At 49.6% G+C, this 14,960-nt stretch carries 15 protein-coding genes and 1 riboswitch; of the genes, 12 read left to right on the top strand and 3 right to left on the bottom strand.

All coding sequences use genetic code 11. The features are described from left to right. The first annotated feature begins 2 nt into the window (after positions 1 to 2). The 9 genes from MPQ_RS00540 (at position 3) to MPQ_RS00505 (ending at position 7,547) form a co-directional block, all read left to right on the top strand. Positions 3 to 1,256 carry a class I SAM-dependent methyltransferase gene (locus tag MPQ_RS00540; protein WP_013440927.1) on the top strand — a complete coding sequence of 418 codons (1,254 nt, stop codon included), beginning with the start codon at positions 3 to 5 and terminating at the stop codon, positions 1,254 to 1,256. A 1-nt stretch (position 1,257) separates the two neighbouring features. Further along, positions 1,258 to 2,400, top strand: coding sequence for a glycoside hydrolase family 99-like domain-containing protein (locus MPQ_RS00535; RefSeq protein ID WP_238525325.1), 1,143 nt, complete (start codon positions 1,258 to 1,260; stop codon positions 2,398 to 2,400). Positions 2,401 to 2,469: 69 nt separating this feature from the next. Continuing rightward, the gene (locus tag MPQ_RS13800) at positions 2,470 to 3,312 is read left to right on the top strand and encodes a hypothetical protein (protein WP_148225245.1); all 843 of its coding nucleotides are present in this window, start codon (positions 2,470 to 2,472) and stop codon (positions 3,310 to 3,312) included. An 8-nt stretch (positions 3,313 to 3,320) separates the two neighbouring features. Further along, positions 3,321 to 4,406, top strand: a complete 1,086-nt coding sequence (locus MPQ_RS00530; RefSeq protein ID WP_013440924.1) for a glycosyltransferase — start codon at positions 3,321 to 3,323, stop codon at positions 4,404 to 4,406. A gap of 7 nt (positions 4,407 to 4,413) precedes the next feature. Then, positions 4,414 to 5,166, top strand: coding sequence for a glycosyltransferase family 2 protein (locus MPQ_RS00525; RefSeq protein ID WP_013440923.1), 753 nt, complete (start codon positions 4,414 to 4,416; stop codon positions 5,164 to 5,166). A 33-nt stretch (positions 5,167 to 5,199) separates the two neighbouring features. Beyond that, the gene (locus MPQ_RS00520) at positions 5,200 to 6,222 is read left to right on the top strand and encodes an SDR family oxidoreductase (protein WP_013440922.1); all 1,023 of its coding nucleotides are present in this window, start codon (positions 5,200 to 5,202) and stop codon (positions 6,220 to 6,222) included. Next, a complete protein-coding gene (locus MPQ_RS00515) occupies positions 6,206 to 6,766 on the top strand; it encodes a sugar transferase (protein ID WP_013440921.1) in 561 nt (186 codons plus the stop codon). Before MPQ_RS00520 ends, MPQ_RS00515 begins: the two co-directional genes overlap by 17 nt. A 183-nt stretch (positions 6,767 to 6,949) precedes the next feature. After that, entirely contained in the window at positions 6,950 to 7,279 is a 330-nt protein-coding gene (locus MPQ_RS00510; RefSeq protein ID WP_041361900.1) for a rhodanese-like domain-containing protein, read from the top strand. A 19-nt stretch (positions 7,280 to 7,298) separates the two neighbouring features. After that, positions 7,299 to 7,547, top strand: coding sequence for a sulfurtransferase TusA family protein (locus MPQ_RS00505; RefSeq protein ID WP_013440919.1), 249 nt, complete (start codon positions 7,299 to 7,301; stop codon positions 7,545 to 7,547). A 9-nt stretch (positions 7,548 to 7,556) separates the two neighbouring features. Here the strand turns inward: MPQ_RS00505 and MPQ_RS00500 are convergent, their stop codons facing one another. Beyond that, positions 7,557 to 8,810 carry a DUF4124 domain-containing protein gene (locus MPQ_RS00500; RefSeq protein WP_148225244.1) on the bottom strand — a complete coding sequence of 418 codons (1,254 nt, stop codon included), beginning with the start codon at positions 8,808 to 8,810 and terminating at the stop codon, positions 7,557 to 7,559. Positions 8,811 to 8,910: 100 nt separating this feature from the next. Beyond that, positions 8,911 to 8,995: riboswitch (cyclic di-GMP riboswitch) on the bottom strand. 109 nt (positions 8,996 to 9,104) lie between these two features. After that, positions 9,105 to 11,951, bottom strand: a complete 2,847-nt coding sequence (locus MPQ_RS00495; RefSeq protein WP_013440917.1) for a valine--tRNA ligase — start codon at positions 11,949 to 11,951, stop codon at positions 9,105 to 9,107. Positions 11,952 to 12,096: 145 nt separating this feature from the next. Between MPQ_RS00495 and MPQ_RS00490 the strand changes: the two genes are divergently transcribed. From MPQ_RS00490 to MPQ_RS00480, 3 genes are all read left to right on the top strand, one after another. Beyond that, positions 12,097 to 12,549 carry an NfeD family protein gene (locus tag MPQ_RS00490; protein WP_013440916.1) on the top strand — a complete coding sequence of 151 codons (453 nt, stop codon included), beginning with the start codon at positions 12,097 to 12,099 and terminating at the stop codon, positions 12,547 to 12,549. A 61-nt stretch (positions 12,550 to 12,610) separates the two neighbouring features. Further along, on the top strand, positions 12,611 to 13,456 hold the full coding sequence (locus MPQ_RS00485) for an SPFH domain-containing protein (protein ID WP_013440915.1): 846 nt from the start codon (positions 12,611 to 12,613) through the stop codon (positions 13,454 to 13,456). 69 nt (positions 13,457 to 13,525) lie between these two features. Then, positions 13,526 to 14,206, top strand: coding sequence for a hypothetical protein (locus tag MPQ_RS00480; RefSeq protein ID WP_013440914.1), 681 nt, complete (start codon positions 13,526 to 13,528; stop codon positions 14,204 to 14,206). Here the strand turns inward: MPQ_RS00480 and MPQ_RS00475 are convergent. Next, on the bottom strand, positions 14,203 to 14,952 hold the full coding sequence (locus tag MPQ_RS00475) for a molybdopterin-synthase adenylyltransferase MoeB (RefSeq protein WP_013440913.1): 750 nt from the start codon (positions 14,950 to 14,952) through the stop codon (positions 14,203 to 14,205). The two genes, MPQ_RS00480 and MPQ_RS00475, sit on opposite strands and share 4 nt — an antisense overlap. Positions 14,953 to 14,960 lie beyond the last annotated feature (8 nt).

Here is a 14,960-nt window from a genome sequence, read left to right as displayed (position 1 = left end):
GAATGTATAAGAAAATAGAAAAGTGCAGGATTTGTGGGAATTCACATCTTGAACAGGTATTAGATCTTGGAGATCAGATGCTTACTGGTGTATTCCCAAAGCAAATTCACGCCCAGATCACTTCGGGCCCTCTGAGATTGGTAAAATGTACTGGTACCGAGGATGTTTGTGGGCTACTACAAATGGAGCACTCATATGACCTGGGTGAAATGTATGGAGAAAACTACGGATATCGATCGGGCCTGAATGCAAGTATGGTAACTCACCTGAATAATAAGGTGAAACGCATCCTTGATCTTGTGTCCTTAGGTGAAGGGGACTTGGTTATTGATATTGGTAGTAATGACAGCACCACATTACAAGCTTATCCTTCCAATGGCCCTTTATTGGTTGGTATTGATCCAACCGGGATCAAATTTCACACCTTTTACCCCCCCCATATACAACTAATTCCAGATTTCTTTTCATCAAAACTTATTACTACTAGGTTTCAAGATAAAAAAGCAAAAGTAATCACCTCTTTTTCCATGTTTTATGACTTAGAGGACCCAATGGGGTTCATGCAACAGGTCTATGACGTGCTAGCCGACGACGGAATCTGGGTTTTTGAACAAAGCTACATGCCAACCATGCTAGAAACAAACTCGTATGACACGGTTTGCCATGAACACCTTGAGTTTTATGCTTTACGACAAATCAAATGGATGACTGATCGGGTTGGATTCCGAATTGTCGATGTTGAGTTCAATGATATTAATGGCGGCAGTTTTTCCGTGACCGTACAAAAGTCTCTTGGCAATCAGTCCATAGCGCCTCATGTACAAAATATTTTGGATAGTGAACGTACTAAAGGATTAGATACCCTTGAGCCTTACCGTGCTTTCTCAACACGGGTTGCTCAGACAAAACATGATTTACTGGCTTTCATATCCCAAGCCCGATCTGAAGGTAAATCACTAGCGTTACTTGGTGCATCTACCAAAGGCAACGTGCTGTTGCAATACTGTGGCCTTACAAGTAAAGAGGTTAACTTCGTTGGCGAAGTAAATTCAGAAAAGTTTGACTCCTATACTCCAGGTACTTGGATTCCGATAATTCCCGAAGATGACTTAATTGCTAAAAAACCAGACTATCTCATAGTCTTACCTTGGCATTTCAGAGATTTCTTTATATCTAATAAAAAGTTTTTCGGTATAAATTTAGTATTTCCCTTACCTAATATTGAAGTCGTAGATATTAATATAATCTCAAGCTGAGATGATGAATAATAAAGATAAAGAATCTCGTGTAATCGCATTTTATTTACCACAATTTCATCCAATTCCAGAAAACAATAAGTGGTGGGGTAATGGATTTACAGAATGGACAAATGTAGCAAAGGCTCGGCCTAAATTTTGGGGTCATTACCAGCCTCATATTCCGGCAGATTTAGGGTTTTATGATCTACGAATGGCAGAAACAAGAATTGCTCAGGCTGAACTCGCCCGAGAATACGGGGTGAACGGCTTTTGCTATTATCATTACTGGTTTAATGGAAAAATGCTTCTTGAAACTCCAATAGAAGCAATGATTAAAGAAGGTCAGCCTGATTTTCCATTTTGTATCTGTTGGGCTAACGAATCTTGGAGTCGACGCTGGGATGGTAGGGAAAACGAGCTCTTAATACGACAAGATTTAGAGGCGTATAATCCCGAAGAACATTTGGATTACCTAAAGCATTTTTTTGCCGATATTAGATACATGCGAATTAATGATAAACCTTTGATTCTAATATATAGAATCGATCAGTTCCCAGATATTAAAAATATTCTGGATCGATGGAGAAAAAAATCGGTTTTGCTGGGTCTCTCTGGGTTGTACATTTGTGCTGTTCGCAGTCATATGCATAGATTAGCCGATGATGAAACTATAAAACTCGGGTTTGATGCGATTGTCGATTTTGAGCCACACTCTAGTACAATGCAGAAACCAAATGCTTGGCACTACCTTCGTTATTTCCCAGCAAGAGTCATTAATTATTTGAGTAAAAGCATAGGCCTAGCTGGATTCATACCTCAATTGCCAGTTTTAAATGTTTTTGATTATAAAAAATTATTGCTTAATGCTATTAACTCACCTACCTCAACGGAACGTAAATTCCCTTGTGTAGTGCCAAGTTGGGACAAATCAGCTAGGCGACGCGCAGGAGCAACAGTAATTCAGAACCATGATCCAAAACTGTTTGAGTTATGGCTGCGAAATGCTTCATCAAGAGTAAGCAAATACCCGAAAGATGAGCGAATTATATTTATCAATGCTTGGAATGAATGGGCCGAGGGATGCCACCTCGAGCCTGATTTGCGTCACGGCCACCAATTTCTTGAAGCAGTAAGAAATGTCTTTGGATCAAAAAAGCATTAAGTTGAACTTAATATGTTCCATTACCATTTTCGGTATTCGGCCATGCCGCTAGCTTACTAGGTGGTATTTATGTCTTATCCATATAACTCACAATTGGTAATAGCTTGTGCATACTCTCTACATGTAGCAGACCTACGCAACAAACTTGATGCTCTATCAAAGCGATTAGGGCTGAAACTGCATGGCATTATAGTCAGTAATCACAAGGAGGCCTTACCATCCAACGATTCTGATTGGAATTATATTCATGGATCAAACTCTGACCATGATTTCTCAGCCTATATTGAAGGTCTTAAACACTGTCTGGCATTAAACGAACAGCCACCGTCTTCCATTTTATTCATTAATGATAGTTTGTTTTCTATCCACAGCGCATATGCCAATGCGCAAGAGACACTGAAATACCGTGATTTGGTAGAAAAACTTCAAGTGCCCGCTATTTGTGGCAAGGCTGATAAATATCTCACCTTATGCCATCAGAATCCATGGAGCAGGTTGAATCTTTACATTTCGACCTATTGTTTCCTTTTAAATAGCATAGGGATGAATATTCTTCTTAACTTACCATCGCTGGCAGATGCAGATGGCATTGACCGCAACCTTGCTATTTCTGATGAAGCATGGGGTGTTAACCTACCAGCCGCTTTTAGAGAGTTCATCCGGGCATTTTTGCTTTATGGGCATCCTTCATTTGTTTGGCCTGGATTAGGTCGCTACTCCACAGATGCCAAGCTCATATCGACCAAAGCGCGCTGTATATATCTTGAGCACAGGCTATCGGGTGAAATTGGCAAGCATGGTTGCGTGATACCCAACAATGTCCATATCAGAGCTAACTACAGGCTGTATCTCAGCGAAAAACTAGCCAGTTTACGTTGTTCAATCCTCAACCTAAGAAAACGCTGGATTTAGCAGACAGCATGAGTCGCATTCTTTTCGTAACGTCGTCGCATCCGGGGGGAGAGGGATTCATTGGCGCAGGTGAAGGTGTCTGCGAGAGTAATCTAAGAAACCTTATCCAACAGGGTCACGAAGTGCATGTGGTATGTTTTTCATTCCCATCCCAACACGAGAATGCGGAGGTAGTGAAGCTCTGTAAATCTTATACGGTGATCGAGCAGAGCCGCTGGACTTCCGTGCTTGGTATTCTGTGCAACTGGAGCTATGGCAGCTTAATTGCGCCATGGTTTTTCACTCGATGCAGCCCTGGCAATCGGCTGCATTTAAAACAAAAACTGGAAACATCTCTTTTCGACTCTATCTGGATAGAGTTTCCCTCATCGCTAGGTTTCGTATCTGAACTAAAAAAACGTTCGATAGACTACTTCGTGCATGACATCGTCTTTCAGAAAGTTTCCCGGCGCCCCTTGCTGTCTTTACTAAAAAATCAGATTGGTGCAATAGAGAATCGCCTTAGCTCCCATGCAGAGCGCTGCCATGTGATGGCAGAAAAAGATGCTGTGTTATTACGCAATATTGGCTATGCAGGTGAGATTTCTGTGGCACCTCTACATCATGTTAAAGCTGGGGTTGTGCCAGAAGGTAAGCCAGCTTGGGAGCTTATTAAATCATTTGCTGGCAGGCGCAACCTGGTCTTTTTTGGCAATATGCAGCGCGCTGAAAACCACTGGTCCATAGTCCATTTCATTCTTTTTCACTTTCCGAAAATAAAAGCAAAACACCCCGATGCATGTTTGTGGGTTGTGGGTATACGGCCTCGTTTTCTGCTTAGAGTGTTGGCAAAATTTATTGCAGGCATCGAAATCACCGGAGCAGTGGATGACCCCTCGCCTCTACTTGCCGCAGCCACATTATGCATTGCACCCTTGCGTTATGGTGCAGGCGTAAAAATCAAGGTTCTTCAGATGGTAGACTCTGGGGCCACTGTCATTGCAACCACTATTGCTGCTGAGGGTGTTGCGCCCGATAAACGTTTAATTATTGCAGATGGTAAAAAGTTCGATATGACCGTTTGTGAGTGGCTAGACAACCCTGATCACCCTTAAAAACGACATGAAAAATACCATTACCGTTTCCGTTGTCAGTCATGGCCATGGCGCGTTGCTTAACGAATGCTTGAGAGCTCTAACTCAATGCCCCGATATTGCGAAGGTTGTGCTCACGCTTAATATTGCGGAGCCTTTGCTTGAGATACCAGAGGCATTGGTTGATCGTATCTATAAAATTGAGAATATGAACCCCAAGGGATTTGGGGAAAACCATAATCAGGCATTCCGTTTTTGTAACACCCCTTTATTCTGTGTGCTCAACCCTGACATTACATTCAACGGTGACCCTTTTTCGCATTTGAAAATGGCAATAGCAGAAACAGATGTGGGGGTAATTGCACCTGTCGTGAGGGCGCCCGATGGGGCCATTGAAGACAATGTTCGTCAGTTTCCAACATTGTCTGGTCTTATTTCAAAAGTCATTTTTGGGAAATCTGGCGCAATAACGGTTCCTGCAGATAGCACCGCTATCTCGGTTGATTGGGTAGCGGGTATGTTCATGCTGTTCCGTAGCGAGTGGTTTTCGATGGTAGGGGGCTTTGACACCCATTTTTTCCTTTATTATGAAGATGCGGATATTTGTACCCGCCTATGGAAATCCAGAGCAAAGATTAAGGCTATTCAGCCGATGGTGCATGTCACTCATGCCGCGCAGCGAGCCAGCCATGTAAGGCTGCGTTTTTTGACTTGGCATCTTCAGAGTATGGCGCGTTATTTCATGAAGCATGCCGCTCGTCTACCTCGCCGGGGAGAGTGATTTGATAATGCGTCAAAACATATGCACGTTTGAATGGCGTTACCCCATAGCATTCTCATTTTCGCGAACGCTGATAACACTGGACCTCTAACGATGAGAACGCTGGTGACTGGTTCCAATGGTTTCGTCGGTAGGCGACTATGCAACACATTGGCAACAAAGGGATATCTTGTGCGAGGCGCAATACGTTCCCGTTCAGAGTCGGTCGACGAGATTGAGTTAACTACGATTGGTGATATCTCCAAAAACACCGACTGGACATTAGCCTTAAGTAATGTCAGCAATGTCATTCATCTTGCGGCACGTGTGCATGTGATGTCTGAACAAAGCACCGACCCTTTGCAAGCATTTCGTTATGTGAATGTTGACGCAACCCTGAATCTGGCTCACCAAGCAGCGGCAATGGGGGTGAAACGTTTTATTTTTGTCAGCTCCATCAAAGTAAATGGGGAATCAACTCTTCCTGGACAGACTTTTTCAGCGGATCGCCAGCCCGTGCCAGAAGATGCTTATGGGGTTTCCAAATATGAAGCAGAACAAGCATTGCTCTCCATAGGAAGAAAAACAGGCATGGAGGTCGTCATTATCCGACCACCTCTGGTATACGGTCCCGGCGTAAAAGCCAATTTTGCCTCTATGATGCAGTGGCTGGCCCGCGGATGGCCATTACCTCTGGGGGCTGTAAATCAAAACCGCCGCAGCTTGGTAGCCTTGGATAACCTGGTAGATCTTATTATTACCTGCATCGACCATCCTGCCGCCGCCAACCAAATATTTTTGGTCAGTGATGGGGAGGATTTGTCATCTGCCGAGCTCTTGACTCGCATGGCAAAAGCGCTTGGTAAACCAGCCCGCCTCTTTTTTGTACCCATTCCGATCCTAAAGCTGGGGGCTATCTTGCTGAACAAGCGCAGCATTTTCCAGCGGCTATGTGGCTCTTTACAGGTGGATATTGAAAAGACGCGACAGTTATTAGGTTGGAACCCACCAATCACCATTGATGAAGGATTGCGGCGCGCCGCCCAGTCCGAGGATAAGCATGAAACGCGCGTTTGACTTGATACTGGCTTTAATCGCTGCCCTGTTGCTGATACTGCCCATTCTGATTGTGGCCATGCTTGTTAGGCTGACATCCCCAGGGCCCATCGTCTACTGGAGTGATCGTGTTGGACGGCGCAACCGGATTTTCAAAATGCCTAAATTCCGCAGTATGCGCATCGACACTCCCGCCGTTGCAACGCACTTGCTGGAAAACCCTTCGCAATGGCTGACACCGATCGGGGCATTTTTGCGCAAATCCAGTCTGGATGAGCTACCTCAGCTCTGGAGCATACTCAAAGGCGACATGAGCTTTGTCGGGCCTCGGCCAGCCCTGTACAACCAGGATGATCTGATTGCATTGCGTACAGCGCAGGGAGTGGATGCACTGGTACCTGGTTTAACAGGGTGGGCCCAAGTCAATGGACGAGATGAGCTGCCCATCCCGCAGAAAGTGGCACTGGATGCAGAGTATCTGCACAGGCAATCGCTGATGTTTGACTTGAAAATACTCTGGATGACAGCACTTAAGGTGTTAACAAGAGACGGCGTGTCACATTAGCGATAAAATCACCCCCTTCATTGCAGGAACTTACATCGCCATCGGCATGTACGAATCATCACTCGCTAAAACAAAAGCACTGCTCCAGATTTAGCCGGGCGTGTCATTAGAAACATCGACGCCTTGTGTTCTCTCCGACTGCAGTGAATGATTGCCCTCTCACTTCAATATTTAGGCTCCACCATGACAACCCATAAAGACATAGACGCAGCAGACCTGTTTGCCCTCATTGAGAAAGGGACGTTGCGTCTCATCGATGTGCGCAACGCCGATGAAGTGGCTCGGGGGATTATCGCTGGCGCAAGTCATATTCCACTCTCCCTCATACCGGCCAGCGTTGATGACTTGACGGCAGGAAGCGAAACCCTGGTTTTTTATTGCCATAGCGGCATACGGTCAGGGCAAGCTGCATCGTTTATTGCAAGTCATGGCCGTGAGAATGTGTACAACCTGCAAGGCGGTGTATTGGCTTGGGGAAGGGCTGGATTTCCTTTTGCCCCGCTTCAAGCGTGATCTTGAAAGAGAATAAGAAATGGAATTTACGAAAGAACTGGATGCGCGCGGTCTTAAATGTCCGCTGCCGATTTTGCGCTGTAAAAAAGGCTTGGCCGAGCTAGAGTCCGGCCAAGTATTGAAAGTGCTGGCAACCGACCCGGGGTCGGTAAAAGATTTTCAGGCGTTCTGCAAACAGACGGGGCATGAAATGCTTGCCCTGCAGGAGCCGGATGAGGCCATGCAGGACAAGGTGTTTACATTCCACATTCGCAAGCGTACGAGCTAAAACCTGAGATTACTTAGTGGTAGTAGTTTCGGGCTTACCATAATTGATGGGCATGAACTGCAAGCTTTCCCATGGAAAACCATCCAGAACAGCATAGCTTGGCTTGTTTTCAAACAGTGTAGGATAAGGGTCAGGCATGCCTAATTTTGTATACGAGTAGATGTTCTGAGCCCGGATAGACACTGCTCCCGCTTTATCCCATACAACGAACCCATATGTCTGCGCTGCTTTGGCTATGATTTTGCCGGCCTTGGTCATCCGCAGCGCATTTACATCTATGTTGGGATCCAACCGGAAACGTTGGCCTTCCATAATACGGTTAGGGGCTTTGTTAGGATTCCAACCATCAGAGCGATTGGCAGGCCACGAGAATATATTCCAGTGCTCAAGATCGACCATGGAAATGCCGATAGCATGTCGAATTTCTCCTCGTTTGAGCTCTTCAGCCGTAATCTGGCCACCAAGGAATGGCAGGCTGGTCGCCGTTGTCCCATAATACTTGAAGAATACCCCATTGCTCTTGGATGCATTATCAAGCCGGCCTCCCCAGCATGCATACCAAACCCCATTTTCTTTTTTCGCCTGCCAGAATTCCCAGACAGTATCGGTCGAAGGCTGATAAACCGTCATTTCTTTATCATTTCCCTCCGAAGCTACTGCATAACTTGGCATGGGAACATTAGCCCATTGCGTCATTAGCCCAGAATCCTTATAGCCTTTTTTCTGGCAATCCCACTCGTTTACGCGAATAACCGGAGTTTTTGCATCAGCAATATATATCGGGCTGGAATACTGTCCGGTATTGATATTTACAGTGTTGTAGTAGGACTTCTTTTGGCGGACGAATTCCTCTACCAATTTAGCCGAGTTTTCGTGCAGTACAGCATCTTTGGGGATGGGGGTATACCAAAAACTGGTGGGTGCAAAGACGGCATCTGTGGTCAATTTATTAGCAGCCGCGGCGGCAGCAGCGGCGGCGGCTGCTTTTTCTGCTGCCAGTTTATCAGCAGCTGCTTTTTCGGCGGCGGCCTTTTCGGCGGCCGCTTTGGCAGCCGCGTCTTTGGCCGCCTGCGCAGCGAGTGCCGCTTTCGTTGCTTCTTGCGCCTGCTTGGCAGCGTCTACGCACATAAAAGGCAGGTTGGTATAAATCGTCTTGCCCGATGTGCCAGTGCACTTAATGTATTCCGCAGCCTGAGCGGTCATTGCAGCGGTGCTGGCCATGATAGTAATCGCGGCCAATATTGCGTTTCTGGGGTTCATCATGTTGTCCTCTCGTCTTGCATCCATAGTGTTCTTTAACGGTGTTAAGAACAAAAAATTGAATTTATCCGAAAAGGCAGCCAGCCGGTTGGCTTACTGGAGGATTGGCGGCCCCGCTGTCATAGATTGCTCCTTAGACCGGTAGCTTTGCGTCTCCGTTCTTTCAAACGGGTTTGCCTTTTCATGCATCTATTAACGCGCCGCGCTCCAGCAAAGTCAATTTACTATCTGCTTGTTTCTAAAGGACTGACATTTTTGGTCAGTAAACGACAACCGCGTCACGCGGCCGTCATTTCCCTAAACTAAACGCGCCAATTGGGATTGCAGCTTGTCCAGCGTTGCCTTGAAGCCCGCCAGACGTTCCCGCTCCTGTGCCACCACGGCGGCAGGCGCACGATCGACAAAACTCGCATTGCCCAGTTTGGCTTCCGCTTTGCTGACTTCGGTTTGCAAGCGGGTAATTTCCTTGCTCAGGCGTTCCTTTTCTGCAGCAACATCCACTTCAATCTTCAGCATCAGGCGGAATTCACCTGCCAGCGCCACCGGGGCATCGGCTTGCGGCAACTCGGCAACAATCTCAACCTCGGCAAGCTTGGCCAGGGCTTTGAGATGCGGAGCGTAGGCTTGCAATGCGGAGGCATCTCCCGCCGCAATCAAGGGTACGCGCGTCGCGGGCGAAATACCCATTTCCCCGCGCAAACTGCGGCAGGCATCAACGGCTTCTTTCAGCAGACCAACCCAAGCTTCCGCCTGTTCATCAATTTTGCCTGGCTGTGATTTTGGATACACCTGCAGCATGATGCTGGGGCCAGGCTGATGCATGTCACGGCCAGACAAGGGGCCCACGGTTTGCCAGATTTCTTCGGTAATGAAAGGCATGATGGGGTGCGCCAGACGCAGGACGGTCTCCAGAACGCGTAGCAAAGTGCGGCGCGTAGCGCGCTGCTCGGCCTCGGTACCGGTCTGCAACTGGGTCTTGGCAATTTCCAGATACCAGTCGCAATACTCGTCCCACACAAACTTGTAGATACTTTGCGCGATCAAGTCAAAACGGTAATCGGCAAAACCACGCTCGATATCCGCCTCCACTTTTTGCAACAGGCTGACAATCCAGCGATCAGCCTGGGAAAAGCTGAGATAGCCTTCAGGCTTGGTTTTGCAATCTTCCAGGCCGCAATCCTGCCCCTCGGTGTTCATCAGCACAAAGCGCGTGGCATTCCACAGCTTGTTGCAGAAATTGCGGTAGCCCTCGCAGCGCTGCAGGTCAAACTTGATATCGCGCCCTGGCGAAGCCAGGCTGGCAAAGGTAAAGCGCAGCGCATCCGTGCCATACGCAGAGATGCCCTCGGGGAATTCCTTGCGGGTACGCTTCTCGATCTTTTCCGCGTCCTTGGGATTCATGAGCCCAGTCGTGCGCTTCTTGATCAGCGCATCCAGATCAATGCCGTCGATCAGGTCGATAGGATCCAGCACATTGCCCTTGGATTTGGACATCTTCTGCCCTTCCGCATCGCGGATCAGCCCGTGCACATACACATGCTTGAACGGAATCTTGCCGGTGAGGTGCGTGGTCATCATGACCATGCGCGCTACCCAGAAGAAAATGATGTCAAAGCCGGTGACCAGCACGCTGGATGGCAGATATTGCTGCAGTGCCTGATTCGCCGCATCCACGGCCTCATCCCCTGTCCAGTCCAGGGTAGAGAACGGCCACAAAGCGGAGGAATACCAGGTATCCAGCACGTCATCATCGCGCTTCAGCTTGCCGGTATAGCCATCCTTTGCCGCCAGGGCTTGCGCTTCGTCCGCATCATGCGCGACGTACACCTTGCCACTGTCGGTATACCAGGCAGGGATCTGATGCCCCCACCACAGCTGGCGCGAAATACACCAATCCTGAATATTGTTCAGCCACTGGTTGTAGGTGTTTACCCAGTTTTCCGGGTAGAACTTGATCTGACCGTCGGCCACCACCTCCAGCGCTTTTTGTGTGATGCTCTTGCCATCGGCAGCCGGCTTGCTCATGGCGACAAACCATTGGTCGGTCAGCATGGGCTCAATCACCACGCCGGTGCGGTCACCACGTGGCACCTTCAGTTTGTGCTTGTCGACCTTGCCCAGAAAGCCCTGGGCTTCCAGATCAGCCACAACCTGCTTGCGGGCAGCAAAGCGCTCCAGACCGCGATAGCCTTCAGGCGCATTCTCGTTGACGAAGCCCTTGAGGTCGAGGATGCCGATCATGGGCAAACCATGACGCTGACCTACCGCATAGTCATTGAAGTCATGCGCCGGTGTTACCTTGACCACACCGGTACCGAACTCGCGATCCACATAGTCATCGGCGATGATCGGTATCTCGCGATCACACAATGGCAGCTTGACGGCCTTGCCGATCAGATGCGCGTAGCGTTCATCTTCAGGATGCACCATCACCGCTACGTCACCCAGCATGGTTTCCGGGCGGGTGGTCGCTACCGTGAGATGCCCGGAGCCATCTGCCAGCGGATAGTTGATGTGCCACATGGAGCCGTCTTCTTCGTCCTGCACCACTTCCAGGTCAGAAACCGCCGTGCCCAGCTTCACATCCCAGTTCACCAGGCGCTTGCCGCGGTATATCAGGCCTTCGTTATACAGGCGGACAAAACTCTCGGTCACTACCTTGTTGAGGCCGGCATCCATAGTGAAGCGCTCGCGGCTCCAGTCTGGCGATGTGCCCAGACGGCGCATCTGCTGGGTGATGGTGCCGCCGGAGTATTCTTTCCACTCCCACACTTTTTCCAGAAATTTTTCGCGGCCCAAGTCGTGGCGACTCACGCCTTGCGCATCCAGCTGGCGTTCCACCACGATCTGCGTGGCAATGCCAGCGTGATCCGTGCCCGGCTGCCACAGCGTATTGTCGCCGCGCATGCGGTGATAGCGTGTCAGGGCATCCATGATGGTCTGGTTGAAACCATGGCCCATGTGCAGGGTACCTGTCACATTGGGCGGGGGCAGCAGGATGCAGAAATTGTCTGATTTGGAGGCATCCATGCCAGCCGCGTAATAGCCGCGGGATTCCCAGAATTGATACCATTTGCTTTCGAGCGCCTTGGGGTCAAAAGCTTTGGCTAAAGTGTCTGCGTTTTCAGTGGTTTGAGTATTCATAGGTCGGGGATTTTACCACAGCGGCCGCCTGCCTGGCCCGCCCTTGCCCAGAGATTCATGCGGACCATGGCGTATGCCGGAATTGACGCGAAGTCAGAACTTTGGGTTAGGATACGGCTTTACCTGTTGACACATGAGGTCGCCATTGGACGCCGTCTGGATCTGGGGAATTTTCGGATTGGTACTGCTCTCTGCCGAGCTGGCAACGGGCACACTGTACATTCTATGGTTTGGCCTCGCGGCCTTGATCATCAGCGGGCTGTTATGGCTGTTTCCCGCCATTTCACTCGGGGTGCAACTCCTGCTCTTCGCTGGTCTGTCCCTAAGTACCCTGCTCATATGGAAAAAATTTGAACGCCGTCAACCGGCCGCCTCCCGATTGGGACAGTCCCAAGGGGAAGAAATTGGCCGCACAGGCCAGATAGTCGTCGCGGTCAGTCCCGAGCAATGCGGGCGTATCCGCTTCTCTCAGGGCGTGATGGGCAGCAAGGAATGGACAGCCATTTCCAGCCAGACATTAGCCGTAGGCGAAGAGGCCGAGATTACCAGTATTGAAGGCAATGCCTTGCGCGTGAAACGCTCTGGCGTTGCCGCCTGAGATTGTTGATAACTTTCCGCACCATGCAAACATCAAGCAACGCTATATTTAAGGAACTGAAATGACCGAACTCATGCTGGCCCTCATCGTCCTGGTTGTGATTGCCATCTGGAAAGGTCTGCGCATTGTGCCGCAGGGCGAAGAATGGGTAGTGGAACGCCTGGGGCGGTTTAACCGTGTGCTGATGCCGGGGCTTAACCTCATTATCCCGTTCATCTACGAGGTGCGTTACAAAGTCACCACCAAAGACATCATTCTGGATGTGCCCCAGCAGGAAGTGATCACGCGGGACAATGCCGTCATTCTGGCGAATGCGGTGTCGTTCATCAAAGTCAGCAATATTGAGCGTTCGGTGTATGGCATTGAGGATTTTCGTGAAGCCATGCGCAATATGGTGCAAACCAGCCTGCGTTCCATCATCGGCGGCATGGATCTGAACCAGGCGCTGACCTCGCGTGACCGTATCAAGGCTGAACTAAAAGAAGCGATTGCCGACGAGGCGCTCGACTGGGGCCTGACCGTCAAGTCGGTGGAGATCCAGGACATCAAGCCCTCCCCCAACATGCAGCAAGCCATGGAAATGCAGGCCTCCGCCGAGCGTGAGCGGGTAGCGCTGGTAACCCGTTCCGAAGGCGAAAAGCAGGCCATTATCCTGAACGCCGAAGCCCGGCTGGAAGCCGCCCGCAAGGATGCCGAAGGGCAAATGGTTGCCGCACAGGCCTCCGCCGAGGCGATACGCCTGATTGCCGAAGCCGTGAAAGAAAACAACAGCTCTGCGACATTCCTGCTAGGCGATCGTTATATTCAGGCACTGCAGCGCATGGGGGAATCAGAAAACAGCAAGATCGTGGCCTTGCCTGGCGATATCGTCAGCGCCATTCGGGCTATTGTGGGGGGCAAAAGCTGATATAAACTGCATGACAAGCCCGCAGGATAGCGGGCTGTCATTGAATAATAATTAAAAGGGATAAGGGGTATGAAAACAACACTCGTCGCAACGCGTGCATTGCTGCTCATCGCACTTACGTTGGTGCTGGCAAGTCTGATAACCCAATGGATGAAATACTTCACTGATCATGGCAGGCTCATGGGCCTGACCAGGCTTCTAAACCTGGATGCCGAAGTCAACATTCCAACATTCTATTCAGTCATTTTGCTTCTTATATGCAGCGCCTTACTGGGCTTGATCACTTACCTGAAACATACTCAGAAAGCGCTTTACGCTACGCACTGGTACATACTTTCTCTGGGCTTTTTGCTGATGGCTGCGGATGAGTTCATGAGCTTTCATGAGCTGTTTAATGGTATATCCCCACAACTTCATCTGGAAAACAGTCTTTGGTTCAATTTCTCTTGGGTGATACCAGGCGTGTTACTGATCAGCATCATCGGCATATCTTACATTCGCTTTTTGCGACACCTTGAACGCACGCACTGCATCCGATTTCTACTAGCGGGTGGGGTATATTGTATAGCGATCATTGGAGTAGAAATATTGGGAGGGCGTTATGTTGCCCTGCATGGTCGGGATAACTTCGGATACAGCCTGTTGGGTACATTGGAGGAAGGGTTGGAAATGCTAGGCCTGATCCTGTTCATCAATGCCCTGCTGCATTACATCGCCGAGCAATATCCCAATATCCGCATCCGCCCCTAAGAAGGCTGACAAACGCTGCAGGTGGGGTCGCGTTGCAGGCGCAGGCTGCGCCACTCCATGCTCAGCACATCCAGCAGCAGCAGGCGGCCCTGCAGGCTCTGGCCGATTCCCATCAGCAGCTTCATGGCTTCGGCTGCCTGTGTCGTGCCTATCATGCCCACCAGCGGTGCAAATACGCCATTTTCAGCACAGCGCAATGCATCGTCGGCGCCTGTATCCGGGTACAAGCAATGGTAGCAGGGGCTGTTCTCCTGCCGGAAATCAAACACCGTAATCTGACCCTCAAAGCCAATGGCCGCCCCGGATACCAACGGTTTTTTTTCCGCCAGGCAAATGCGGTTCAAGGCATAGCGGGTAGCAAAATTATCGCTGCAGTCGATCACAACATCGGCGTTACGCACCAAAGCGGACATCGTAGCCTCTGTCGATTTCTCGCGTATCGTGATCACCTCTACTTCCGGGTTCAATGCCTGCAAGGCGTGCTGCGCGGACTCGGCCTTGTTGATACCCACGGAGGCTGTGGTATGGATAATCTGGCGCTGCAGATTGGTCATATCCACCGTATCAAAATCACAGATGGTGAGCTTGCCAGTGCCGCCGGCCGCCATGTACATCGCCACCGGCGCGCCCAGTCCACCCGCCCCCACAATCAGGGCATGGCTGTTGACGAGTTGCTCCTGGCCCTCGTAACCAATATTGGGCAGCAGGATATGGCGGCTATAGCGTAAAAGTTGGTTGTCGTTCATACCCGCAA

The sequence above is a fragment of the Methylovorus sp. MP688 genome (genome assembly GCF_000183115.1).
Taxonomy (GTDB): Bacteria; Pseudomonadota; Gammaproteobacteria; order Burkholderiales; family Methylophilaceae; genus Methylovorus; species Methylovorus glucosotrophus.
The sequence above is the reverse complement of the archived record's forward strand: the minus strand, read 5'-3'. Positions and strand labels throughout refer to the sequence as shown.